We start from the raw sequence: 23,287 nt of genomic DNA on the forward strand, positions 1-23,287 counted from the left end.
CCAGGCTGAACCAGGCTGAACCAGGCGGGATCCGGCGGGTCAGACGGAGTCAGGCCGGCTCAGGCGGCCTGGTAGGCGAAGTCCTGCGTCCACCAGATGGTGCCGTTGGAAGCCGTCACGGCGGCGACACCAATGTCCTGGAAACTGCAGTTGAGGATGTTGGCCTTGTGCCCGGCGCTGTTCATCCACATCTTCATGACGGCCGTGGCCGCGCCGGAACCGCTGTTGTAGGCGATGTTCTCGCCGAACGAGCGCCAGACGTAGCCGGCCGCGGTGATCCGCTCACCGACACCCGCCTCACCGGTGATCTGGTGCGACAGGCTGCTCTTGCTACTCATCAGCTCCGAGTGGTCGAGCGCGGCCTGGGTGAGCGCGGCGTTCTGCTTCAGTTCCACATCGCAGCCGGCGGCCGCACGCTCCTGGTTCACGAGCTTGATGACGTCGTTGGCGAGAGTGGTGTCGCCACTCGCCTCTGCGTTGCCATCAGGGGACGTCGTGGTCGTCTCGTCGGGGTCGGTCGTCTCGGTGGGGTCGGTCGCGGTGGGGTCAGGTTCCGACGGTTCGGTGGTCGGGTCGGCCGGGGACGTCGTGGTCTCGTCCGGCTCGGTCGGCTCGGTCGGCTGGGTCGGCTCGGCGGTCTCATCCGGGTCGGAGGGCTCCGTGGTCGCGGTGGGATCCGTCGGGTCGGTGGTGATCGTCTCGCCCGGCGCGGTCGTCTCGCCAGGTGTCGTCGTCTCGCCGGGCGCGGTCGGGCCGGTCGTCGCGGTCGGGTCAGTCGGTTCCGTCGTCGTGGTGTCATCAGGGGACGACGTCGCGGTCGGCTTCCCGTGGCCGGAGTGGCCGGGCCGGTGCTTCTTGGTGGCCTCGGCCTGGGCGGCCTTCGCCTCGGAGTCGGTGCGGGTGTCGCTCTGCGGCTGGCCGAGCGAGGTGAAACTGGTGGTGATTTCCGAACGTGGCGGGTCGGACTGACCACCGATGAGCCCGTTGCAGGCCCAGGCGGCGCCGCTGCCACCGACGACGACGGCGGTGACGCCGGCAATCCAGATCGGCCGGAACCTCTTGTGACGTGTCAGGGACATGACCAGCAGGTTTAGCACGATTGCCGGTTAAGGCGTTGTCATATCGTTATCTAACGAGAGGTGCCGGTCGCAGCGCAAAAGCCGGGGAAGAGCGCGGCGCAGCCCCAGGGATTGCTCAAATCCTGGAGCGGATCCGGTTAACTGGACGGGCCGAAAAATTTCTGGGGCGACGCAAGTGCGCGATCAGCCACGCAGCCGGGAGCTGATCCCCCACCGTGCCGCCCTTCCTGGTTCGATCCCGTCATGAGCCAGACGAGCGACGCATGAAGGCCGCGGTCCGCAGCCGGTACGGACCGCCCGAGGTGGTCTCGATCACCGCGATCGACCGCCCCACCGCAGCACCCGGCGAAATCGTGATCAGGGTTTACGCCACGACGGTCAATCGGACGGACTGCGCCCTGCGCCAGGGCCGGCCCTGGCTCTGGCGCCTCGTCACCGGCCCGGTCCGGCCCCGGCTGCGGGTCCTGGGCTGCGAGTACGCGGGCGAGGTGGAGTCGATCGCGGACGACGTCACGCGTTGGCGTCCCGGCGACCAGGTGTTCGGTTTCCAGGGCAGCGACTTCGGGGCCCACGCCGAGTACCTGACGGTGAAGGAGAACGGCCCGATCGCCCTGATGCCCACGAATCTGAGCTACGAACAGGCCGTTCCTGGATCGGAGGGTTCGCACTACGCACTCACGATGATCCGCGGGGCGAGGATCGAGGCCGGCCACCCTGTGCTCGTGTACGGCGCGACCGGGGCCATCGGTTCAGCTGCCGTGCAGTTGCTCCACGGCCTGGGCGCACAGGTGACGGCGGTGTGTGACGAGGAGAATTTGTCTCTGTTAAGAGATCTCGGCGCTGACGAGGTCATCGGCCGAGCAGACTTCGACCGGGCATCACCGGCCCCCGGCCGCCCAGCTATCCGCGTGCCAGGCCTCGATACCCACCTCGACGGCCGCTACTACGCCGTGCTCGACACCGTCGGCAAGAGCTCGTTCGGACGCTGCCGCCGGCTTCTCCGGGAAAACGGTGTCTACATCTCGGCCGATCTGGGGCGGGGCTCACAGAATGTCGCGCTGGCGCTTGTCACCCCTTGGCTCAAGGGTCCACTGCGGCGTCTGCTGGGTGGCCGTGAAGTGCGCTTCCCGATTCCGCACGCCGATGCCGACACTGCAGCCCATCTGCGGAACCTGATGCAGGACGGAACGTTCCGGCCTCTCGTTGACCGCAGCTATGCGCTGGACGAGATCGTCGAGGCCCACCGGTACGTGGACAGCGGACGAAAACTGGGGAACGTCGTGATGGTCGTGCGCCCGCAGGACTGACCCGGGAGGCGACAGGTGAAGCGCCCACCATGGATCCCCTCACCATTGAGGTGCAAGCAAACTGGAGCCGGGCGCCCCGCCGTCATATCGACTGAGCGGGATCGCCCGGAGCTTCAGGACCGGTCAGGCAGGGTTCGTGGTGACCACGAGCTCGACCGGAATGTTGTTGCGCGTGGCGTTGGAGTACGGGCACACCTGGTGGGCGGTCTCGACGATGGCCTCGGCCGTGGCCTGGTCCAGCGCCGGGAAGTTGACCTTCAGGGTGACCTCGAGGGCGAAGCCGCCCTGGCCGTTGGAGCCGATGCCGACCTCGGCCGTCACCGAGGAACCGGTGGTGTCGGCCTTCTGCTTGCCGGCGACCAGGCGAGCGGCGCCGTGGAAGCAGGCTGCGTAGCCGGCCGCGAAGAGCTGCTCGGGGTTGGTCTTCTCACCACCCGGGCCGCCCATCTCCTTCGGCACGGCCAGGTCGAGGTTGATGACCCCGTCGCTCGACGTGGTGTGCCCGCCACGCCCGTCACCAGTAGCGGTAGCAACAGCGGTGTACACAGCGGCCATGACAGGTGCCTCCAAGAAATCGGACCGATCGTTCTGTCGTGTTGAACTCTCTCGCGGAGCCCTCCTGTCTGTCAAGACGGAACGGTCGGTCCGATAGACTGGTGTGATGGCAACGACCGAGACGGATTCCGTCAGACCCTCTAAGGCACGCGAGCGCCTGCTGCGGACCGCCTCGGCGCTCTTCTACACCGAAGGCATCCATGAGGTTGGTGTCGACCGCATCCTCAACGAAGCTGAGGTCACCCGTTCGACCTTCTACCGGCATTTCCCCGGCAAGGAAGATCTGGTGGTCAATTACATCCACTCGGTGGACGATGCCATCCGATCTCATGTCGATGGCGTCGAGCCGGAATCTCTGCTCGAGGCCCTGATCGACGAGCACGCCGAGCAGATCTGCCAACCGGGGTTCCGCGGTTGCGCGTTCATCAACGCCGCGGCCGAGTACCCCGACCAGACCAGTCCCGTGCGCGTGGCGATCGAGGAGCACCGGTCGTGGATGCTGGGGGCTGCCACCGAGGCGTTCCGCCGGGCCGGTCACGATGCGCCCGACCGGGCCGGGCGCCGGTTCATGCTCTTGCGTGACGGTGCGATGGTGTCCGGGTACCTGCACGACCCGGAATCCGCGCGCGCCACCCTGCGCGAGGGCATCGATGATCTGCTCGAAGACGGCCGGTCGAGTTCCTGACAGCCCCCGGGCTTGTCACAATGCAGGTTGGCACACAGACCTAGGGAGCCAGGTGGGCGAGCGGAGCGAGGTGGTCCTCGACCGCACCCGACGGCTGCTCACATTCCTGGCCGCGGCTGCGCGTGAACTGACCGTGCGACCGGTGCGTGACGTGTACCAGCACGACGGCCCGGCGCCCCTTCTTCCTTCGGACATTCCGCGGCACCCCCTGGTGCGGCTGGGCCCGGCCGAGCACCGCGCCGGCTGGCTCGAGGTGCGCAAGGTGCCCCAGCCGGCCGAACCGCCCGTCCCACCGGCGCATCTGATCCGCTATGTCGGCAACAGCCGTACCGATCTGCCCGGCTCGCCCACCCCCATCGGCGAGCCGAACACCCGTGCCGTGACCGACGTCCCCCATCTGGGCCCGGAGGCCCCGCCCGAGGCGCACGCCTGGCTCGAGAACATCTGGCACCCCTGGGCCGAGACCACGGCGATCACCCGTCAGGCCCGTGAGCTGTACGAGCGGCTCTTCACTCTGCAGCTCGAGGCCGAACGCGCCCGGACCACCCACGAACTGGTGTGGGGCCACTGCGTGCTGTCGTGGGACGTGCAGGGTGAGAAGATCCGGCATCCGCTGCTGCTGACCGGCGCCCTGATCGAGCTCGACGCCGCCACCGGCGCGCTGCGGGTGTTGCCCGACGGTCCGCCTGAACTGCAGCTCTCCCCGCTGGAAGGGCTCGATCTGCCCGTGCTCGGCGAGCTGAACAAGCTCGGCCAGCAGGTGGCCGCCGAGCCGCTCGATGTCTGGGACCCGGCAACTCGCGGTCAGCTGCACGAGAGCTTGCTGGCGCCGCTGCCTCTAGACGCTTCGACGACCGATGGACCCGGGATCGCCGATCCCACGACGGTTCCCGTCGTCACCGATACCTGGGTGCTGTTCCTGCGCCGGCGTCCCACCCGACACGAACGGTTCTACCTGCAACTGGCCGAACGGCTGCGCGACGACTCGGTGCTGCCCCAGGCCCTGGCCGCCGTGGTGGCCGACAACGAGGAGCTGCAGTCGGCGCAGGCCGAACTGGGCCAGTCGCCCGACGACGAGACCTGGCGCCCGATCGGCGAGCGCCTGCTCATGCCCTTGCCGGCCAATGCCGAGCAGGAGCGCATCGCCCGGCAACTGGCCCGTGAACGCGGTGTCACGGTGCAGGGGCCGCCCGGCACCGGTAAGAGTCACACCATTGCCAACCTGGTGAGTCATCTTTTGGCGCATGGCAAACGGGTGCTGGTGACGGCGCAGAACGAGCAGGCGCTGACGGTGCTGCGCGACAAGATTCCCGAAGAGCTGCGTGATCTGTCGATCGCGGTGCTGGGCTCGTCGAGCGAGTCGATGGAGCAGTTGCGGGGTTCGGCGCAGGCGGTGCAAGACATTGCCTCGCAGATCGATGTGGATTTCGAGGCGGCGGCGATCGTCCGGCTGGAGGCCGAGCTCGACCGGGTGCGTGAGCAGCTGCGGGGTATCGAGCTGGCGGTGCTGGAGGCGCTGAGCACCGAAGATGCCGAGTGGGAGCTGCCGTCGGGGCCGGCGAAGGCGCCCGAGGTGGCGCGCTGGCTCACCGAGCACGAGCCCGAGCTGGGCCTGATTCCCGACGAGCTGCCCGTCGACGCGCTCTCCCCGTTGTCGCCGGCCGATCTGGCCCGGCTCTTCGACCTGAGCGAGCGGCTCACGCCCACCGACTCCCATGCGCTGCGCACGGCCCGGCCGCGCGGTGATCTGCCCACGCCCGCCCAGCTCGTGTCGCTGACCAGCCGTCTCGACCAGCTGCGGCAAGACGTGGCCGATCTGGAGCAGTCGGGGGTCGACGTGGAGGCTCTCGATCGCGTGGCACCTGAGCAGTTGGTGCAGTTGCGGTCAATGGTAGACGCATCAACTGCGCGGCTGAGTGCGTTGGAAAGTCCGTGGCTGGTGAAGATCCGCGCCGATGTTCGGCATTCGGCCGAGACCGCGCAGACCTGGGCCGGTCGGGCCGAGCAACTGCGCCGGCGCACCGGTACGGCTGCGCAGTTGCAGCGTGGGCTGTTCGGTCACGAGATCCAGCTACCGACGGGCGACACCCACGAGCAGCGCCGTCTGCTGCATGAACTGGGGCAGAGATTTGCTGCGGGCAAGGGACTTCCACGGTTCGGCGGGGGTGACCTGAAGGAGTTGCACGGGCAGGCCCGGATCGACGGGCGGGCCCTGCGCACGCCGGAAGACACCGAGCTGGCCCTGACCCAGCTGGAGCTGACCGACGAGCGCGCCGCGACCCGTCGCATGCTCGCCCAGCTGGCGCAGCAGGCACCGGTGGAGACTCCCCCGGACGACCACGACTTCGTCCATCATTCGACCATTCTCGCCGAGCAGCTGACGCAGGCACTGGCGTGGGAGACCTCCGAGTTGCCTGCCCTGCTCGACCGGTTGCGCCCGGTGGTGCCGCAGGTGGGGGCCGCGCTGACGTCGGCAGATCTGCAGGCGCTGGGCCGGTTGCTGGCCGCGGCCGGGGCCCGGCCGCACGAGCGCAAGGTGACGGCCGAGCTGGAGACACTGGCTTCGGAACTGCGCCGGGGCACGGAAGCTCCGGCTGCGTCGCCGCTCTGGAACACCCTGCGCACAGCCCTGGATCAGCGCGACTGGGGCAGCTGGGGGGTCACGCTCGACGAGGTGTCACGGCTGGCCGGGCTGGAACCGATTGCGGTGCGGCAGCGTGAACTGGCCGATCGGCTGGCAGTCGTGGCGCCGGGCTGGGCGGCGGCGATCGTGGGCACCAGCGCCGATCCGGAGGTGGTCGGGCTCGCCTCGCAGACAGCGGCGGTCTGGCACTGGCGCATCACCGCGACCTGGCTCGACGCCTTGCTGCGGGCCGGCGACCTGGCCCATCTGCAGGCGCAGGTGATCACGTTGCAGCAGCGTGAGCAGGCTCTGGTGCTTCAGCGGGCCCGGCGGGGCGCGGGGCTCGGCCTCAAGCGCAACCTGCGTGACCTGAACCGGCGGGCCCTGGCCTCGTGGTTGCGGGCCCTGGGAAAACGCGGCAAGGGCACGGGCAAGTACGCACCGCACTGGGAGAGCGAGGCGCGCCGGTTCATGCCGAGCGCGATGGGCGCGGTGCCGGTCTGGATCATGCCGGTTCACCGGGTGATCGAGAACTTCGACCCGCTGGTCACGGAGCCGTTCGACGTGGTCATCGTGGACGAGTCCAGCCAGTGCGACCTGCTCTCGGTCGGGGTGCTGGCGCTGGGCGCGAAGGCGGTGGTGGTCGGTGACGACCAGCAGACCAGCCCGGCCGCGGTGGGGGTCAACCAAGAACGCATCATTGCGCTGCAGAACTCGCACCTGCCCGACGTCGGGGTGAAGAGCCTGCTCACGGTCGACCAGAGCCTGTACGCGCTGTCCGAGCTGATTTTCCCCAGCACGATCCTGCTGCGTGAGCACTTCCGTTGTGTGCCGGAGATCATCGAGTTCTCCAACCGCTACTACGACGGCGACATCCTGCCGCTCCGCGAGCCGTCCACCGCCGCGATCGGCGCGCCCCTGCGTCTGGTGCGGGTCGCGGACGGCGCCACGACCGGTTCGTCGAGCGGCGACAAGATCAACCGGGCCGAGGCGCGGGCGCTGGTGGAACAGGTGCTCGCCTGCCATCACGACGATGCTTACCAGGGCATGACGTTCGGCGTGGTCACGTTGCAGGGGTCGGCCCAGGCCCCGCTGATCGAGAACCTGTTACGAGACCGGCTGGGCCCGGAGGCTTTTGCCGAGCGGCGCCTACGGGTGGGCAATCCTCCGGCGTTCCAGGGCGACGAGCGCAACGTGGTGTTCATCAGCGTGGTGGCCGACGACGCGACCTGGGCGGCCACGAAGAACGCCGACAAGCAGCGCATCAACGTCGCGGCCTCCCGCGCGCAGGAACAGCTCTGGGTGTTCCACACGGTCGAGCCGGGCCGACTGCACGCCGACGACCAGCGCCGGGCCCTGCTGGAGTACGTGCGTGACGCCGGTTCCCGGCTCCCGGTGACGGTGGGGCTGGAGGAACGTGTCGAGTCTGACTTCGAGCTGGACGTACTCCGGGAACTACTCAAAGCCGGCTACGAGGTTCAGGTACAGCACCGGGTCGGGCGCTATCGCATCGATCTGGTGGTGGTCGGGCAGCACGCGCGTCTGGCCATCGAGTGTGACGGCGACCGCTATCACGGCGCCGACCGCTGGGAGGCCGACATCCGGCGCCAGCGTCAGCTCGAGCGGCTGGGCTGGACGTTCTGGCGGATCCGGGCCTCGGAGTTCTACCGCGAACGCGCCGAGACCGTCGCCACGCTGATCGAGCGCCTCGACAAGCACGGGGTGTTGCCCCGTGCCCGATGGGAGGTGCCCGCGTCCACCATTGCGGTGGTCACGGCACCCATTGAGGACGAGGCGGCACCAGTGGACGAGGTGGCACCGGTAGAGGAATGGGAGACCGTGGATCTGGCTGAGGTGGATGCCGACACGCTGTTCGAGATGCCCGAGCGCGGCTAGGTCGCGCTCCGTCACGGCTGCCGGAAACCGGCCCAGGGGTTGTAGTCGGCGAGAAGGTCTTCCTGGGGCGGACGTTCGGCCTCGGGCACGTGCTGCAGGTTGATCCGGATCCGGTACCAGAGCGAGCTGCGGCCGCGCATACCGTCGACCAGGATGTCGGCCGGTTCGAGCAGCGCGGAGACGGCCGGGTATTTCTGCCTCCACACCTCGAGCCATTCCAGGGCCTCGGGCTTGGTCTTGGTCCGGGCCACCTCGATGAGCGGCATGGACGACTGCCGGCGTCCCTCCCCCTTCGGCGGTTTCTCGGCCGGTCCCAGCTCCTTGGCCCGGACCAGTAGCGAATCGACCGTTCCTACGGCGGTTTCGATGCCGTTCCAGGGATCGCCCAGCTCCGCGAAGCGTGGGAGCACGGTGGCGAGGGTCAGCTCTTCCATGCGGCAGTGCTCGACCTCGTCCCAGAGCAAGGGCGCCGAGACCCGGGCATCGGGCACGGCCCTCACCGAGTAGGCCGAGGCCGTGGTGCGGTCCTTGGCCATCTGGTTGAAGTCGACGAACACCACCGAACCGCGCTCTTCCTTCCACCACTTCGAGGTGGCCAGGTCGGGCACCCGGTTCTCGACCTCGCGGGCCACGGTCTCGGCGGCGAGGCGAAGGTCTTTGTACAGACGCGTCGGCTCCACCCGCGCATAGATGTGAAACCCCCGCGAGCCGGAGGTCTTGGGCCAGCTGGTGAGACCGTGGTCGGCCAGCACCTGCCGCACGACGAACGCCACCTCGACCACCTGCGGCCATTCCACGCCAGGCATCGGGTCGAGGTCGATACGCAGTTCGTCGGGCCGGTCGAGATCCTCCGCCTGCACCGGATGCGGGTTCAGATCGATACAGCCGAGGTTGATCACCCAGGCCAGGCCGGCGGCGTCGCGGATCACGGCCTCCTGCGCCGAACGCCCCGAGGCGTACTTCAGCTCCGCCACCTCGACGAACGGGGGACGATTCGCGGGCGCCCGCTTCTGGAAGAACGCTTCCTGATCGATGCCCTTGACGAAGCGTTTGAGCACCATCGGCCGGCCGGACACCCCCCGCAGGGCGCCCTCCGCCACGGCCACGTAGTACTGCACCAGGTCGAGCTTGGTGACGCCCACCCCGCCACCGGGCCGGATCGCCTCGGGGAACACCATCTTGTCCGGATGGGTCACCGTCACCTCACACCCGGCGACCTCGAGAACCGTCCCCTTGTCAGCCATTCACCCAGGCTAGATCGAGCACAGCGTCAGGGCCGGGAAACGCAGAGCGAGAACTGGAGGTGAGACGCGTCCTCTATCTATGGTTTTGTGTTGGTACTCAAACGGATTAGCCAAACCGGCCAGGATTTTCCCGAACCAGTCACGGACAATCCGCATTCACTCCGGTGGCGGATGCATCTGACCGGCGAAAGCTCCTACCGTCCGGACATGCCCACATTCCTCGATGTGCTGCCGCGCAACGTGGCGGCCGAGCGTGCCCGTCGCGGGTGGCTGCAGAAAGACCTGGCGCAGCGTCTCGGCTGGGGCGGCACCAAGGTGTCCGAGCTGGAGACCGGCGCGCGCCGGGTGCAGATCGACGAGCTGGGCCCGCTCTGCAAGGCGCTGGGCGTGCCGCTGTGGAAGCTCGCGGAGGGCACCGACCCCGCGGAGCTCGAAGCGCTGGGGCTCACACCACCACGCTGAGATGCTGCGACGCCGTTCGCACCTCGATCTGCTGACCCCAGCCCACCTGGAGCCGGTCCGACTCCAGGCCGTCGCCGAACACCACCAGGTCGGCCTCGGCCACGACCGGCAGCACTTCGCCCCGGGCCAGCGACCCCTGGGTCTGCGTGGTGCCGGTGAACGGTGACGGCCAGGCCTCACGCACGAACCAGGCCAGCGATTCGTCCAGCGGACCCGGCAGTTCCGGCGCCGCGGCCCGATCGCGGGCGAGTGACGCACACCAGCCGGTCGAGCCGGTCCCGGTGCCGACCAGAATGCCCGACGACGACTGCCGCTCACCCCGCAGCCGGTAGCGCGCCGACTGATGGCCGGCGTCACCCAGGTACAGCTCGTTGAGGGCCCGCAGCCTCTGGCCGTCGTCCAGCACCGCCTCCACCATCGTCCTCTGTTCGACGCTCGCCTTGCCGGCCGTCACCCGGCCCAGCAGGTCCCCGCTGGCTGAGGCCGAATGCCGAACGAGCACACCTGGATTCAGGCCGGGTTCGGGATCCACGCCGATCACCGGCTGCCCGCTGAGGTACTTGGCCACGTTCGCCACCAGACCGTCCTGACCGACGGCGACCACGACGTCTTCCGGATCGAACCGCAGCCGGGGCAGATCGGCCCGCTCCACCGACGCCCGCCGCCAGCCACCCGGGATACCGGCCTCGACCTGGCGCAACGCCTCGTGCAGGGCGTCGTGCCGATCCTGCACCGGCTGGAGGTCACGGCCCCGCGAGCGCAGGAAGAACTCCGCCTGGCCGCGCGTGCTGTGTCGTTCCAGGAGCAGGTCGAGTTCGCTGCGCCGGTGCACCAGGACGGCCCGGGGAGCGATCACCGGTCGGCCAGGGCCGCGAGCGCGCTGGTGATTGCGTCGGGCGTCAGGGTCAGGCTGCCGATCTGCGGCAGGTGCGCCGCGGCCTCCCGGGCGGCCAGGGCCAGCAGCACGTCACGGTCGATGTCCGCGTACACGGCCATCCGCGCCGCCTCGGTCTCGGCCTCGGCCACGCCGACCGCCCGGATGGTGTCGGCCCGGGCCTCGGCCAGGACACGCGTCTGCTCGGCCTTGGCCTGGGTCTCGATCCGGCCGGCAGCCGCGGCCTCGGTGGCGCGGCGCCGCTCGTTGGCGCCCCGCTGCGTGACCAGCTGTTCCTCCCGGGTGGCCAGCTCGATCTGCGACTGCAGCTCGTTCTCACTGATCGCCCGTTCCCGCTCGACGGCCAGGGCCCGGCGCTCGTAGGTGGCCTTGTCGGCGTCCTGCTGCACCTGCTCGCGGGCCGGGGTCTGCAGGGCACGCTCGACATCGGCCTCCGGACGCAGGGCCACCACCCGCACGTCGACCACCTCGACACCGGTCTGGGCGAGCCGGTCGTCCTGGTGCAGGCCCTGCGCGATGCGGTCGCGGGTGGCCGCCATGCCGCGGGTCAGGGCCTGGTTCAACGAGAATCCGGCCAGTAGGTCGAGGGCGTGCTGCTGGGCGGCCTCCGTCAGCATCTGGGCGATCTGCTCCAGCGGACGACCGCGCCACTTGCCGTTCTTCAGCTCCAGCCCGAAGTCGAGCCGGCGGGCCGCGAGGTCCGGATCGGCCATCCGGTAGGCCACGGTGGCCTGCACGGTGATGTCCTGGAAGTCGGCCGTCCGGGCGTGGAAGAGCAGGCCCAGCTCGCGGTCGTCGATCGGCACCTCGCTCAGGGCCGCGCTCAGGGGGCGGAACCAGAAGGCCTGCCCTGGCCCGGAGTGCACGGTGCGCCCGCGGCTGACATGCACGAGATGATCGGTCGTGCCGCTGCGTACGTGCCACACGAAGGGGTAACGCCGAATCTCAGCCACTGCTTGCTCCTTTATCGTCACTTTGACGCCTTCTCTCGAGATGACGGTAGCTCCGCCCTTTGTTATCGTCAACCCGACGAAAGATGCCCTGCGTTGAAAGGAAGGACCCAGCGCCGTGTCCAGCAAACAGGGTTACGACCCGTCCAAGTACCCGCCGGTGGCCGTGACGGTCGACATCGTGCTGCTGACCATTCGCGACGACAGCCTCGAGGCCCTGCTGGTGCGGCGCGGACAGGAGCCGTTCAAGGGCAGCTACGCACTGCCGGGCGGTTTCGTGCGACCCGACGAGACGCTGGCCGACGCCGCTGCCCGGGAGCTCGAGGAAGAGACCGGCGCCCGGGGCATGCACCTGGAACAGCTGAGCACGTACGGAGATCCGGGGCGCGACCCGAGGATGCGGGTGGTCAGCGCGGCCTACCTGGCGCTGATCCCGAACCCGCCCGAGGTCACCGGGGGAAGTGACGCCGAAGTGGCCGAATGGGTGCCCATCGCCGCGTTCCTCGACGCCTCCCTGCCCGACTCCCCGTCGCTGCTGGCCTTCGACCACCGCAAGATCCTGCGCGACGGCGTCGAGCGGGCCCGGGCGAAGTTCGAGTACAGCGGCCTGGCCACGGCTTTCTGCGGCACCGAGTTCACCGTCGGCGAGCTGCGGCGGGTCTACGAGATCGTCTGGGGCGTCGACCTGGACGCCCGCAACTTCCACCGCAAGGTCACCGGCACCCTGGGCTTCCTGGAGCCGACCGGTGAGATGACCACCCGCGGCGGTGGGCGGCCGGCGCAGCTGTTCCGCCGGGGCGCGACCCAGACCCTGAACCCCCCGATCCTGCGGCCGACGCCGAGCGTGGTCTAACGGCCGCCGGGAGCGCGTCACGATTGGTCAGGGCCTCGTAGCAGCTGCCTGAGTACGCTCGAAGACATGAGTGATGCCATCTCGATCACCGGGTTGATCAAGAACTTCGGCAGCACCCGGGCCCTGGACGGGCTCGATCTGACCGTCCGCACCGGCGAGGTGCACGGTTTCCTCGGGCCCAACGGCGCGGGCAAGTCAACCACCCTGCGCGTCCTGCTCGGTCTGCTCACCTATGACGGCGGCACGGTTCGCCTGCTCGACGGCGATCCCCGCTCAGATTCCGCCGCTCTGCACCGCCGCCTGGCCTACGTGCCCGGCGACGTCACACTCTGGCCGAACCTCACCGGTGGTGAGGTGATCGACCTGCTCGGCAAGCTGCGCGGAGGGCTGCACGAGAGGCGCCGCGCCGAACTGGTCGACCGCTTCGAGCTGGACCCGACCAAGAAGGGCCGGGCCTACAGCAAAGGCAACCGGCAGAAGGTGGCGCTCGTGGCGGCGTTCGCCTCGGAGACCGAGCTGCTCCTGCTCGATGAGCCCACCTCCGGCCTGGATCCGCTGATGGAGAGTGTCTTTCGATCCTGTATCCAGGAGAGCAAAGACTTGGGCCGCACCGTGCTGCTGTCCAGCCACATCCTGAGCGAGGTCGAGCAACTGTGTGACCGGGTGAGTATCGTGCGGGCCGGACGCACGATCGACACCGGCACGCTCGACGATCTCCAGCGGCTCACCCACACCACGATCGAGGCCGAACTCACATCGGAACCACCCGTCCTGGAAGGTCTCTCCGGAGTTCACGGGGTGAGGATCAGGAACCGGTCCGTGTACTGCGAAGTGGAACCCGACGCCCTCACCGAGGTGCTGAGAAGGCTGGCCGAGTCGGGCGTCCACCATCTGGTCAGCCGAAAGCCCACCCTGGAAGAACTTTTCCTTCAGCACTATCAGGCGCACTGATGGCCGGCGTCTGGTCGCTGACCCGGTTCGCCCTGCGTCAGGACCGGGTGAGACTCACCGTCTGGCTGCTGGCCATCGCTTGCCTACCCGTCGCCATCGCCTCCTCCTTCGCGAATCTCTACCCCGACCAGGCCTCGCGCATCCCGTTCGCCGCCGACGTCGCCGCCAACCCCGGACTGCGCGCCCTCACCGGACCGGCCCTCGACCTGACCACGCTGGGCGGTTTGACCACCTGGCGCGGCATGGGCACGACCTGCGCGTTCACCGCGATCATGAGTTTCCTGCTGGTGCTGCGGCACACCCGGGCCGCCGAGGAGTCAGGCCGTCTGGAGCTGCTGCGAGCGGCGCCGATCGGGCGGTCGGCACCGCTGGGCGCGGCCCTTCTCACCGCCTTCATCGCCCATCTGCTGCTCGCCGTGCTGATCGGGCTGACCCTGACCGCTGCCGGGCTGCCGACCGGCGGGTCGATGCTGTTCGGGCTGGCGGTGGCCTCGTGCGGTCTGGTGTTCGCGGCCCTGGCCGCGGTCGCCGCCCAGATCACCGAGATCACCCGGCCGGCCACGGCGATCTGCGCTGCCGCGCTGGCCTCCGCCTATCTCCTCCGAGCGGTCGGGGACGCATCCGGCCCGCAGTGGCTGTCCTGGTTCTCACCGCTCGGGCTGGCCCAGCAACTGCGACCCTTCGGGACTGTCCAATGGTGGACGCTTCTGGTCTCCCTTTCTGCGGCTTGCCTTTTCGGTCTGGTCGCCTTCCTGATCGCGGGCCGCCGCGACGTCGGTTCCGGCCTTCTGGCGGCTGCGCCGGGCCCGGCGCGAGCCCGGAACCTGGGGTCGTCGTTCGCCCTGGCCTGGCGACTGCAGCGCGGCACCCTGCTGGGCTGGGCCGTCGGGTTCGCCGTGACGGGCGCCGCCGTGGGTGCTCTGGCCAACAGCGTGAGCAGCCTGGTGGACGACTCACCCCAGCTGGCGGACGTGCTGACCGCGCTGGGTGGGAAGCAGTCGGTGGTCGATTCCTACCTGGGCGCGATGTTCGGGATCTGCGGGTTGGTGGCCGCGGCCTATGCGGTGTCCACCCTGCTGCGCCTGAACACCGAGGAGACCGAGGGCCGGGCCGAGACTCTTCTGGCCACGCCGACCGGCCGCCTGCCCTGGGCCCTGGGCCACCTGACGATCGCATTGGCCGGAGCCCTCGTCCTGATGCTGGTGGCCGGACTGTCGACCGGACTCGCCTACACGCTGACCAGTGGCCAAGGCGACCTGCCCGACCTCCTGCTCACCGCGCTGAGCCAGGTCTTCGCCGCCTGGGTGTTCGCCGGGCTGGGCCTGCTGCTGTTCGGGACCCGGCCCTCGGCCGCACCTCTCGCCTGGGCGGCGCTGGGAGCGGCAGCCGGGATCCAGTTACTCGGCGCCGCGCTCGATCTGCCCCAGGCCGTCATGGACCTCAGCCCTTTCACCCACCTCCCGGACCGTCCCGCCACCGACCTACCGGTCGAGCCCTGGCTATGACTGACGACCGTGACCGCCCTCTTGATCGCGGCCGGGCTGACCACCTTGAGGCACCGCGATCTGCGCTGATACCTCTTCAACCCCGCCCCACCCCGTTCATGGCCACCCCACCCCGTTCATGGCCACCCCACCCTGTTCATGGGCCACCCCAACCTGTTCGTGATCATGCAGAATCTCCCCGGCGTTCTAGAACTCTTACGCCCACAGTTCTAGAACTCTGGGGAGGTTTTGCATGATCACGGAGGAAGAAAGAGGAGGGGAGAGGGGGCTGCGACACTGGGGGCGTGCAGGTACGCGTGCTGGGGCCGTTGATGATCGAGGCCGAGGGTGAGCCCGTCGACATCGGCGGCGCCCGTCTGCGATCGCTGCTGATCAGGCTGAGTGCGGATGCCGGGGCCTGGGTCCCGGTGAGTCGGCTGGTGCAGTCGCTGTGGCTGGAAGATGCGCCGGCGGACGAGGTCAACGCCCTGCAGTCGCTGGTCTCGCGGCTGCGGCGGGCACTGCCCCGGCCCGACCTGATCGAGTCCGGGCCTGCGGGGTACCGGTTGGCCATCACCAGGGACGACGTCGACGCGCTGGCTTTCGAGAACCTGGTGGGGCAGGGGCGGCGTACGACCGGACCGCCGGAGACGGTCGAGATGCTGGGGCGGGCACTGGGCCTGTGGCGTGGCAGCCCTCTGACCGAGGTCACCGACGCGCCCTACGCGCAGGCCTGGACCGAGCGGCTGGAACGGCTGCGACTCACCGCGATCGATGAGCGCGCCGCGGCTCTTCTCACCCTGGGCCGCGCCGGTGAGCCGGTGACCGAGCTGGAAGAGGTCATCGCCGCGCACCCGCTGCGCGAGCGCACCCACGAGCTGCTGATCCGGGCCCTCGCAGCCGGGGGCCGGCAGGGCGAGGCACTGGCCGTGTACGAGCAGCTGCGCCGGGCGATGGCCGACGAACTCGGCCTGGATCCGCCCGCCGCGCTCCAGGAACTGCAGGGTCAGGTGCTGCGGGACGACGCCGCCCTGCGTTCGGTGGCGTCCCCCACCAGCCCCGAACCGCCGCCGGGCATCGTCCGCCGCACCAATCTGCGCGTCCCTCTGACCACGTTCGTCGGCCGGGAGGCCGAGCTCGCCGGGATCACCGAGCAGTTGGGCCGGACCCGCCTGGTCACCCTGGTCGGCACCGGTGGAGCCGGAAAGACCCGGCTGGTCAGCGAAGTCGCGAGTCGCCTGGCCGATCGGGACGGCGTGTGGATGATCGAGCTCGCGCCGGTGACCGATCCGGACGACGTGGCGTCCACCGTGTTGGGCGGCATCGGATCGATCGACCGCTCCCAGCTCGACTCCACGTTGCAGCAGCCGCCACTGCGCGACGTGCGCACCCGGCTGGTCGAGAGCCTGGCGCCGCACGACACCGTGATCGTGCTGGACAACTGCGAGCACCTGATCGAGGCCAGCGCCGAGGTGGCCGAGTTCCTGCTGGCCCGCTGCCCCCAACTGACCGTGCTGGCGACGAGTCGCGAGCCGCTCGGCATCGTCGGGGAGTCGATCTGGCCGGTGCGCCCGCTCGCCACCGCGGCCGAGGACTCGCCTGCGGTGCAGCTGTTCGCCGACCGGGCGGCCCTGGTCCGGCCCGGGTTCACGCTGACCGACGAGAACGCCGAGGCGGTGCGGGAGATCTGCCGGCGCCTCGACGGTCTGCCACTGGCCATCGAGCTGGCCGCGGCCCGGCTGCGTACGCTGAGCCCACAGGCCCTGGCCGCCCGGCTGGACAACCGTTTCCGGCTGCTCACGGGCGGCAACCGCACCGCGATGCCGCGGCACCAGACGCTGCGCGCCGTGGTGGCCTGGAGCTGGGAACTGCTGCCGGACGCGGAGAGGGACCTGCTCGAGCGGCTGTCCGTGTTCGGCGGTGGAGCCACCGCCGAGACCGCCTCAACCGTCTGCCGCGATACCGAACTTGACTCGGGAACAACGGATTTCGACGAGGACACGGTCGCCGACCGGTTACTCTCACTGGCCGAGAAGTCGCTGCTGGTGGTGGCCTCGGGGAACGACCCGCAGCCGCGCTACCGGCTGCTGGAGACGATCCGCGAGTACGCGCTGGAGAAGCTCTCGGAGCGCGGCGGGATGGCGGCGATGCGCCAGGCCCACGCCACCTACTTCCTGGAGCTGGCCGAGACCGCCGACCCCCACCTACGTGGCCGTGACCAGCTGTTCTGGCTGGACCGGCTCACCTCCGAGCGAGACAACCTGCTCGCCTCCATGAGATTCGCGGTGGAGACGGAGAACGCGGACCACGCGGTGCGGCTGGCCGGCGCACTCGGCTGGTACTGGACCATGACCAGCCGGCACGAGGAGGCGGGAGATTGGGCCACACAGGCTCTGCGGGTGCCGGGCGAGAGCCACCCCGAGCCGTTGCTGGTCGTGACCGTGCTGGCCGCGCTGAGTACCGCGCTGAGTGGCAACGACCTACCGGGCGAGCACGACCTCGACCGGATCGAGGCGCTCCTGCAGCAGGTGAATGTGCTGGGCGGCCATCCCCTGCTGACGTTCATCGAGCCGGCCCTGGCCGAGCTGCGGCACGACTCCGAGGCCAGCCGGGCCGCGGTGGCCCGCAACCTTCACCACACCGATCCATGGGCCCGCGCCATGCTGCGGCTGATGGTCGCCATGCTGGCCGAGAACGAAGGCGATTTCGAGCGTTGCCGAGAGCATGTCCCGCAGGCGCTGGCGATGTTCGAGGAGATCGGCGACCGGTGGGGCATCGCCACCGCGAGCAGCCAGCTCGCTGAGATCATGCGAGTTGACGGCGAACTCGACCGGGCGATCGAGCTTTTCACTCGGGCCCGGCAGCTGATGATCGAGCTGCACGCCACCGACGACGAGGCCCAGGCCCTGGTCTGGATCGCCCGGATCCGCCAGGAGAAGGGTGACCTGGCGGGCGCCCGGCGCGACCTCGAGACGGCCCGGCGGATGGCTTCGGAAACCAGCTCGTGGATGGCTCATGCATTCGCCATCTCCGGTGCGGCGTCACTCGCGGCGGCCGAGGGCAATCTCGGGGAGGCCCGGCGGCTGGCCGAGAAGGCCATCACCGAGAATGGTTCGAGGCCACGCCTCATGCCCCAGATGCAGGCGACGCTGCTCAGCGAACTGATGGTGTACGAACTGCGCGACAACGCTCCCGACGCGGCCGCGGCCCGGCTGGCCCCGACCGTCGGGCTGGCCCTGAACAGCCAGGACCTGCCGGTCATCGCCCGGGTGAGCGTGGCCGTCTCCGAGTACCTCCTGACCGTCGACCGGCCCGCCGAGGCCGCCGGGATGCTGGGCGCCTCCGCCCGGATGCGGGGCCACGACGGTTTCCGCGACCCGGACATCGCCCGGCTCACCACGAGGATCAAGGCCGCCCTGACCCCGGAGGAGTTCACCACCCGCTTCGATTCCGGCCGTGCCCTCGACCCGGAGGACGCCGTCGCCCTGCTCAAGGCGACCACGCAGGACGCCGTTGGGCCCGATCCGGGCCCAACGGCGTCCTCCATCTGAATTCACGTACGGGAGCGGTACATCCGCACCGCCAGGGGTGCGAAGACCGCCATGATGGCGACCGACCAGCCCAGCGACCAGAGCACCGGCTCGGTGATCGCGCCGCCGACCATCAGGCCTCGGCAGGCCTCGGTCAGATGGGTGATCGGGTTGACCTTGACCCACGCCTGCAGCCAGCCCGGCAGGGTGTCCACCGGCACGAACATCGACGAGCCGAAGGTCAGCGGGAACATCACCAGGAAGCCGATGCCCTGCACGGTGCCGGAGTTACGCACGGTGGTGCCGAGGAACACGGACACCCAGGTCAGCGAGAAGGCGAAGAACAGCACCAGCAGACAGGCCGCGAGCGCCTGGAAGAAGTTGGTCTGCACCCGGAAACCGATCGCGTAGCCGAAGCCCAGCAGCACGGTGATCGAGGTGACGAAGCGGACGACGTCGCCGAGTACCGCGCCGACCAGCGGGGCCGAGCGGGGGATCGGCAGGCTGCGGAACCGGTCGAACACGCCCTTGCCCATGTCGGTGTTCAGGTTCACGCCGATGGCCAGGGTGGCGAACAGTACGGTCTGCACCATCAGGGCGGGCAGGACGAACTGCAGGTAGGCGTGCTGCGAGCCGGAGATCGCGCCGCCGAACAGGTAGACGAACAGCACGGTGAAGATGATCGGCTGGACGGTGACGTCGATCAGCTGTTCCGGTGTGCGCCGGATCTTCGTGATCGATCGGCCGGCCAGGATCAGCGAGTGCCGGATCAGCGGGAACGGTTTGGCCGGGGTGTCGGAGGTGGGCGCGGTGGGAACGTCCGGTGCCTCGGTCATCAGGGTGGTGGTGCTGCTCATGCCGCACTCTCCTGTTCGATCTGCTGGCGGGCGCCGGTGAGGCTGAAGAAGACCTCGTCCAGGCTGGGAAGTCGCAGGGACAGCTCGGTGACGGCGATTCCGGCGTCGTCGAGGCGGCGCACCACCGTGGTCATCGCGCTGTCGTCGTCCACGGGCACGCTGAGCACGCCGCGGGCGGGGGAGTCGATGTTCTTACCGGTGGACACCTGCGACAGCAGGCCGCGCACGGTGTCGAGGTGCGCGGCGTCGGCCGGGCGCACCACCAGGGTCTGGCCACCGACGACGCGCTTGAGTTCGGCCGGGGTGCCGTGGGCGATGACCCGGCCGTGGTCGATGACGGTGATGTCGTCGGCGAGCGCGTCGGCCTCTTCCAGGTACTGCGTGGTGAGCAGCACGGTGGTGCCGTCCGCGACGAGGCCCCGCACCAGACGCCAGACGTCGTCGCGCTTGGCCGGGTCGAGGCCAGTGGTGGGCTCGTCGAGGTAGATGACCGACGGGCGGCCGACCAGGCTGGCGGCGAGGTCCAGCCGGCGCCGCATGCCGCCGGAGTAGTTCTTGGCCACGCGGTCGGCGGCCTCGGTCAGGTCGAACTGACCGAGCAGGTGCCGGGCCCGGGCGAGGGCGTCGCGCTTGGAGAGGTCGAGCAGGCGGCCGATGAGCACCAGGTTCTCGGTGCCGGTGAGATCTTCGTCGACGGACGCGTACTGGCCGGTGAGGCCGATCTGGCGGCGCACCTGGGGCGCCTGGTGAACGACGTCCAGTCCGGCCACGGTGGCGCGCCCCTCGTCAGGGCGCAGCAGGGTGGCGAGGATGCGGACCGCTGTGGTCTTGCCGGCTCCGTTGGGCCCGAGAACACCGAGGACAGTGCCCTCGGGAGCCGCCAGATCGACCCCGGCCAGGGCGGTCGTGGCGCCGAAGCGCTTGACCAGCCCTTCGGCCTCGAAGGCGTATGCCATGGGTGGACTCCTTGGATGAGTACTGAATCGTTCTCTGTGACTCGTCCAAGGTGCCGGGGCGCGCTGTCAGGGCGCGCACGCGCCGCTGTCAGCGGCTATCGAGCGCTGTCAGACGTCTCCGAAGCCGCCGAAGTCACCGTCGCCGCCCCCGAACATGTCGAAGCCACCGTCGCCGCCGGCCTCCGCGAGGTCTTGCTGACCCTGGTCGACCTGCTGGCTGACCTGCTCACCCTGCTGGGTGAAGTCGTCGGCCGCGGCCTCGTAGCCCTCCTGGAACTCGCTGCCGTCGAAGCCGTCGAACATGGCGTCGGCGATCGCGGTGCCGACGAAGGCACCGGCCACACCGGCGAGCAGGCCACCGGCGATCATGCCGCCCATGCCCATCCCGCCGCCGCCCATGCCGCCGCCCATGCTGGGCCGGTTGAAGCTGCGCTCCAAGGTGCCGGGGTTACGCATCTCCGCACGGGTGGCCATCCGGGCCAGGGAACGCGGGTCGTCGCTCGTGGCTCGCTCGTGCGGCGGGACCTCTTCGGAGAGACCGGCCAGCACCATGCGCCGCTGGTCGGGCGACAGTTTCGCGAAGGCCTCGGCGTGCGCCTGCTCGATGCGCTCCGGCGGGGCGGTCTTCAGCATGTAGCGGTAGCGGGCGATCGCGGCCTGGTCGGACTGCGCGTCGCTGCCGGGCTCGGCGCCCGGACGGCCGACGGCCGGCGGGAACCCACCCTGGTGCTGGTAACCGCCCTGGTTGCCCTGGTAGCCCTGGTTGCCCTGATAGCTCTGGTCACCCGGTGACCCCCAGGACGGTTGCTGCTGCTGGCCGCCCCAACTCTGGCCGGGTGACTGCTGATAGCCCCGCTGGTCTTTGTCACGACCCAGAAGCCTGTCCAGAAACCCCACGACAGGTCACACTCCCTCGATAGCGATCGTCACTGAAAAGATTCAACGAGTGCTGCCGGGGGCAGGTTCCGCAGGCGTGCTCAGTGGTTCCACTTTCTCCATCTGGGTCACGGCCCGGCCGAAGACCTCACCCACGATTGCCTGCAGCCCGACGAAAGCAGCTAGGAAGGCGACCACCACGCCACCGGCGATGAGGCCGTACTCGACCGCGGACGATCCACGGTCGCCAGGGTGCTTCACCTGACCGACCCTACGTGGTCGTTCTCGCTCGGTGGTCACCCCGTGCACATCGTCTGCGGAAAACCCGGGAAACTAGGTGGGTGGTGAGCAGAGGGCGGGTCGGTGTCGGGGTGGTGCCGACCGGTTGCCCGACGGCACAGCCGGTCACCCGATGACGGCGCTCGGCCGACGGAAAGCCCGGGGTGCCTTCTTCACACCCGCCCCCATAGCCCGGTACGTCACCCGCTGGGCCCTGCGCGGCAGCAGTGGCCGGGTGCTCGAGCCGTCGTCCGGGGAGGCCGCCTTTTTGCTTGCGGCTGCCGAGTTCGGTGGTTCCGAATGGCTTTTGGACGGGGTTGAGCTTCATCCCGCATCTGCCCAGGCCGCTCGGTCGGCTTTGGAGGCCACCGGAATCCGGGCCACCGTCACCACGGCCGACTTCTTCACCCTCGATCCGACCGGCGACTACGACGCGGTGATCGGGAACCCTCCGTACGTGCGCTACCACGACTTCACCGGCTCCGACCGGGCGCGGGCCCAGGCCGCGGCCCGGCGGGCCGGGGTCTCCCTGAGCGGCCTGGCCTCGTCATGGGCCGCGTTCACCCTGCACGCCTCCCGGTTCCTGCGGCCCGGCGGCCGACTCGGACTGGTGCTGCCGGCCGAACTGCTCAGCGTGAACTACGCGGCCCCGGTGCGGCGGTACCTGCTGGAGAACTTCGCCCGGGTGCGGCTGGTGGCCTTCACCGAACGCGTCTTCCCCGGGGTCGTGGCGGAGATCGTGCTGGTCCTGGCCGACGGGTTCCACAGCCCTTCGAACTCCCACCGGCGGGAGACCCGGCTGGAAACGCTGCAGGTCCGCAACGCCGCGGCGCTGGAGGAACTGCCCGCCGAGCCGGTGTTCGAGTCGTTCACCGTGCCCTCGCCCGACCGGAAATGGACCCCGGCCCTGATCCCGGCCGAGCCCCTGCGCGCCTTCGACCAGTTGCTGCGCGGCCCGGAGTTCAGTGTGCTCGACGACTGGGGCCGGGTCTCGCTCGGCATCGTGACCGGCAACAACAGCTACTTCGCCCTCACCCTTGACGAGGCTGACGCCCGCGGACTGGGCCCCGCCGACCTGCTCCCGCTCTCCCCTCCCGGCAGTTCACACCTGCGCGGACTGGACTTCAGTGCCGACGCCCTCCGTGAACTCGGAGAGAATGGCTCGGCCGTAAGACTTTTCCGGCCCGCCGATCGGCGTTCCCCGGCTGCGGCCGCGTACGTGCGGGCCGGTGAGGCGATGGGTGTGGACGAGGCCTACAAGTGCCGCATCCGCACACCGTGGTGGCAGGTGCGACTGGCATCCCCTCCCGACCTGCTGCTGACCTACATGAACGCCGACGCACCCCGCCTGGTCACGAACTCCGCCCGGGCCCATCATCTGAACTCGGTGCACGGAGTTCATCTCCACCACCCGGACCCCTCGGGCCTCCTCCCCCTCGCCGCCCTTGGCTCGGTCAGTCTGCTCGGCGCCGAGACGGTCGGAAGATCTTACGGTGGAGGGCTTCTTAAGCTGGAACCGAGTGAGGCCAAACAACTGCCGCTGCCGTCACCGGATTTGCTGAAGGCTGCGACCCCGGCCCTGACCCAGATCCGCCCTGCCGTCGCCACCGCACTGAGCCGATTCCGGCTGGCCGAGGCGGTGAGCATGGTCGACGAGGCTCTGCTCAACCACACCCTGGGCCTGGCCCCCGAAACCGTGACCCACCTGCGCGCAGCCCACGCCCACCTGCAGAAACGCCGTCAGGACCGGGCCCGCACCCGCTTCTGACCGGGCCGAGCCCACCTCCCCTTGCTACACGGCGCAG

The 23,287-nt window shown here is 69.5% G+C and carries 18 protein-coding genes; 9 read left to right on the forward strand and 9 right to left on the reverse strand.

All coding sequences use genetic code 11. The features are described 5' to 3' along the window. Positions 1 to 59 precede the first annotated feature (59 nt). The gene (locus QSK05_RS00620) at positions 60 to 1,079 is read right to left on the reverse strand and encodes a CAP domain-containing protein (RefSeq protein WP_285592764.1); all 1,020 of its coding nucleotides are present in this window, start codon (positions 1,077 to 1,079) and stop codon (positions 60 to 62) included. Between the two features lie 263 nt (positions 1,080 to 1,342). Here QSK05_RS00620 and QSK05_RS00625 point away from each other — a divergent pair, with 263 nt between their 5' ends. Continuing rightward, positions 1,343 to 2,386 (forward strand): NAD(P)-dependent alcohol dehydrogenase, encoded by a 1,044-nt coding sequence (locus QSK05_RS00625; RefSeq protein WP_285592766.1) that lies wholly within the window; start codon positions 1,343 to 1,345, stop codon positions 2,384 to 2,386. A 123-nt stretch (positions 2,387 to 2,509) separates the two neighbouring features. On the opposite strand, the gene QSK05_RS00630 is transcribed toward QSK05_RS00625, so the two are convergent. Then, on the reverse strand, positions 2,510 to 2,941 hold the full coding sequence (locus QSK05_RS00630; RefSeq protein ID WP_285592768.1) for an organic hydroperoxide resistance protein: 432 nt from the start codon (positions 2,939 to 2,941) through the stop codon (positions 2,510 to 2,512). A gap of 106 nt (positions 2,942 to 3,047) precedes the next feature. Between QSK05_RS00630 and QSK05_RS00635 the strand changes: the two genes are divergently transcribed. Both QSK05_RS00635 and QSK05_RS00640 read left to right on the forward strand, forming a co-directional pair. Then, complete coding sequence (locus QSK05_RS00635) at positions 3,048 to 3,626, forward strand: TetR/AcrR family transcriptional regulator (RefSeq protein ID WP_285592770.1); 579 nt, start codon at positions 3,048 to 3,050, stop codon at positions 3,624 to 3,626. 52 nt (positions 3,627 to 3,678) lie between these two features. After that, positions 3,679 to 8,145, forward strand: a complete 4,467-nt coding sequence (locus QSK05_RS00640; RefSeq protein WP_285592772.1) for a PDDEXK-like endonuclease domain-containing protein — start codon at positions 3,679 to 3,681, stop codon at positions 8,143 to 8,145. Between the two features lie 11 nt (positions 8,146 to 8,156). Here the strand turns inward: QSK05_RS00640 and ligD are convergent, their stop codons facing one another. Then, a complete protein-coding gene (gene ligD / locus QSK05_RS00645; protein WP_285592774.1) occupies positions 8,157 to 9,389 on the reverse strand; it encodes a non-homologous end-joining DNA ligase in 1,233 nt (410 codons plus the stop codon). Positions 9,390 to 9,596: 207 nt separating this feature from the next. Between ligD and QSK05_RS00650 the strand changes: the two genes are divergently transcribed. Further along, a complete protein-coding gene (locus tag QSK05_RS00650) occupies positions 9,597 to 9,851 on the forward strand; it encodes a helix-turn-helix domain-containing protein (protein WP_285592776.1) in 255 nt (84 codons plus the stop codon). Here QSK05_RS00650 and QSK05_RS00655 read toward each other — a convergent pair. Both QSK05_RS00655 and QSK05_RS00660 read right to left on the reverse strand, forming a co-directional pair. Beyond that, positions 9,835 to 10,707 carry an NAD(+)/NADH kinase gene (locus QSK05_RS00655; protein WP_285592777.1) on the reverse strand — a complete coding sequence of 291 codons (873 nt, stop codon included), beginning with the start codon at positions 10,705 to 10,707 and terminating at the stop codon, positions 9,835 to 9,837. The genes QSK05_RS00650 and QSK05_RS00655 overlap by 17 nt on opposite strands. Continuing rightward, positions 10,704 to 11,699 (reverse strand): SPFH domain-containing protein, encoded by a 996-nt coding sequence (locus QSK05_RS00660; RefSeq protein WP_285592779.1) that lies wholly within the window; start codon positions 11,697 to 11,699, stop codon positions 10,704 to 10,706. The genes QSK05_RS00655 and QSK05_RS00660 overlap by 4 nt, the downstream gene beginning before the upstream one ends. A gap of 115 nt (positions 11,700 to 11,814) precedes the next feature. Between QSK05_RS00660 and QSK05_RS00665 the strand changes: the two genes are divergently transcribed. From QSK05_RS00665 to QSK05_RS00680, 4 genes are all read left to right on the forward strand, one after another. After that, the gene (locus QSK05_RS00665) at positions 11,815 to 12,549 is read left to right on the forward strand and encodes an NUDIX hydrolase (RefSeq protein ID WP_285592781.1); all 735 of its coding nucleotides are present in this window, start codon (positions 11,815 to 11,817) and stop codon (positions 12,547 to 12,549) included. 66 nt (positions 12,550 to 12,615) lie between these two features. Beyond that, positions 12,616 to 13,500: an ABC transporter ATP-binding protein gene (locus QSK05_RS00670; RefSeq protein ID WP_285592783.1), complete on the forward strand. Its 885-nt coding sequence runs from the start codon at positions 12,616 to 12,618 to the stop codon at positions 13,498 to 13,500. After that, positions 13,500 to 15,005 (forward strand): ABC transporter permease, encoded by a 1,506-nt coding sequence (locus QSK05_RS00675; RefSeq protein ID WP_285592785.1) that lies wholly within the window; start codon positions 13,500 to 13,502, stop codon positions 15,003 to 15,005. Before QSK05_RS00670 ends, QSK05_RS00675 begins: the two co-directional genes overlap by 1 nt. A gap of 284 nt (positions 15,006 to 15,289) precedes the next feature. Further along, on the forward strand, positions 15,290 to 18,535 hold the full coding sequence (locus QSK05_RS00680; protein ID WP_285592787.1) for an AfsR/SARP family transcriptional regulator: 3,246 nt from the start codon (positions 15,290 to 15,292) through the stop codon (positions 18,533 to 18,535). Positions 18,536 to 18,537: 2 nt separating this feature from the next. On the opposite strand, the gene QSK05_RS00685 is transcribed toward QSK05_RS00680, so the two are convergent. The 4 genes from QSK05_RS00685 to QSK05_RS00700 all read right to left on the reverse strand — a co-directional run bounded on the left by QSK05_RS00685 (position 18,538) and on the right by QSK05_RS00700 (position 21,464). Next, positions 18,538 to 19,371, reverse strand: coding sequence for an ABC transporter permease (locus QSK05_RS00685; RefSeq protein WP_285592789.1), 834 nt, complete (start codon positions 19,369 to 19,371; stop codon positions 18,538 to 18,540). Beyond that, positions 19,368 to 20,327: an ATP-binding cassette domain-containing protein gene (locus QSK05_RS00690; RefSeq protein ID WP_285592790.1), complete on the reverse strand. Its 960-nt coding sequence runs from the start codon at positions 20,325 to 20,327 to the stop codon at positions 19,368 to 19,370. The genes QSK05_RS00685 and QSK05_RS00690 overlap by 4 nt, the downstream gene beginning before the upstream one ends. Before the next feature lie 108 nt (positions 20,328 to 20,435). After that, complete coding sequence (locus tag QSK05_RS00695; RefSeq protein ID WP_285592792.1) at positions 20,436 to 21,224, reverse strand: hypothetical protein; 789 nt, start codon at positions 21,222 to 21,224, stop codon at positions 20,436 to 20,438. Between the two features lie 42 nt (positions 21,225 to 21,266). Continuing rightward, positions 21,267 to 21,464: a Flp family type IVb pilin gene (locus QSK05_RS00700; RefSeq protein ID WP_285592794.1), complete on the reverse strand. Its 198-nt coding sequence runs from the start codon at positions 21,462 to 21,464 to the stop codon at positions 21,267 to 21,269. Positions 21,465 to 21,588: 124 nt separating this feature from the next. On the opposite strand from QSK05_RS00700, the gene QSK05_RS00705 reads away from it, so the two are divergent. Beyond that, on the forward strand, positions 21,589 to 23,250 hold the full coding sequence (locus QSK05_RS00705) for an Eco57I restriction-modification methylase domain-containing protein (protein ID WP_285592797.1): 1,662 nt from the start codon (positions 21,589 to 21,591) through the stop codon (positions 23,248 to 23,250). Positions 23,251 to 23,287: the final 37 nt, after the last annotated feature.

Source organism: Kineosporia sp. NBRC 101731 (assembly GCF_030269305.1).
GTDB lineage: Bacteria > Actinomycetota > Actinomycetes > Actinomycetales > Kineosporiaceae > Kineosporia.

Bases quoted from the DNA above. Each gene is read 5' to 3' on its own strand.
- QSK05_RS00620 (WP_285592764.1), bottom strand. From the start codon at position 1,079: ATGTCCCTGACACGTCACAAGAGGTTCCGGCCGATCTGGATTGCCGGC.
- QSK05_RS00625 (WP_285592766.1), top strand. From the start codon at position 1,343: ATGAAGGCCGCGGTCCGCAGCCGGTACGGACCGCCCGAGGTGGTCTCG.
- QSK05_RS00630 (WP_285592768.1), bottom strand. From the start codon at position 2,941: ATGGCCGCTGTGTACACCGCTGTTGCTACCGCTACTGGTGACGGGCGT.
- QSK05_RS00635 (WP_285592770.1), top strand. From the start codon at position 3,048: ATGGCAACGACCGAGACGGATTCCGTCAGACCCTCTAAGGCACGCGAG.
- ligD (WP_285592774.1), bottom strand. From the start codon at position 9,389: ATGGCTGACAAGGGGACGGTTCTCGAGGTCGCCGGGTGTGAGGTGACG.
- QSK05_RS00650 (WP_285592776.1), top strand. From the start codon at position 9,597: ATGCCCACATTCCTCGATGTGCTGCCGCGCAACGTGGCGGCCGAGCGT.
- QSK05_RS00670 (WP_285592783.1), top strand. From the start codon at position 12,616: ATGAGTGATGCCATCTCGATCACCGGGTTGATCAAGAACTTCGGCAGC.
- QSK05_RS00675 (WP_285592785.1), top strand. From the start codon at position 13,500: ATGGCCGGCGTCTGGTCGCTGACCCGGTTCGCCCTGCGTCAGGACCGG.
- QSK05_RS00685 (WP_285592789.1), bottom strand. From the start codon at position 19,371: ATGAGCAGCACCACCACCCTGATGACCGAGGCACCGGACGTTCCCACC.
- QSK05_RS00690 (WP_285592790.1), bottom strand. From the start codon at position 20,327: ATGGCATACGCCTTCGAGGCCGAAGGGCTGGTCAAGCGCTTCGGCGCC.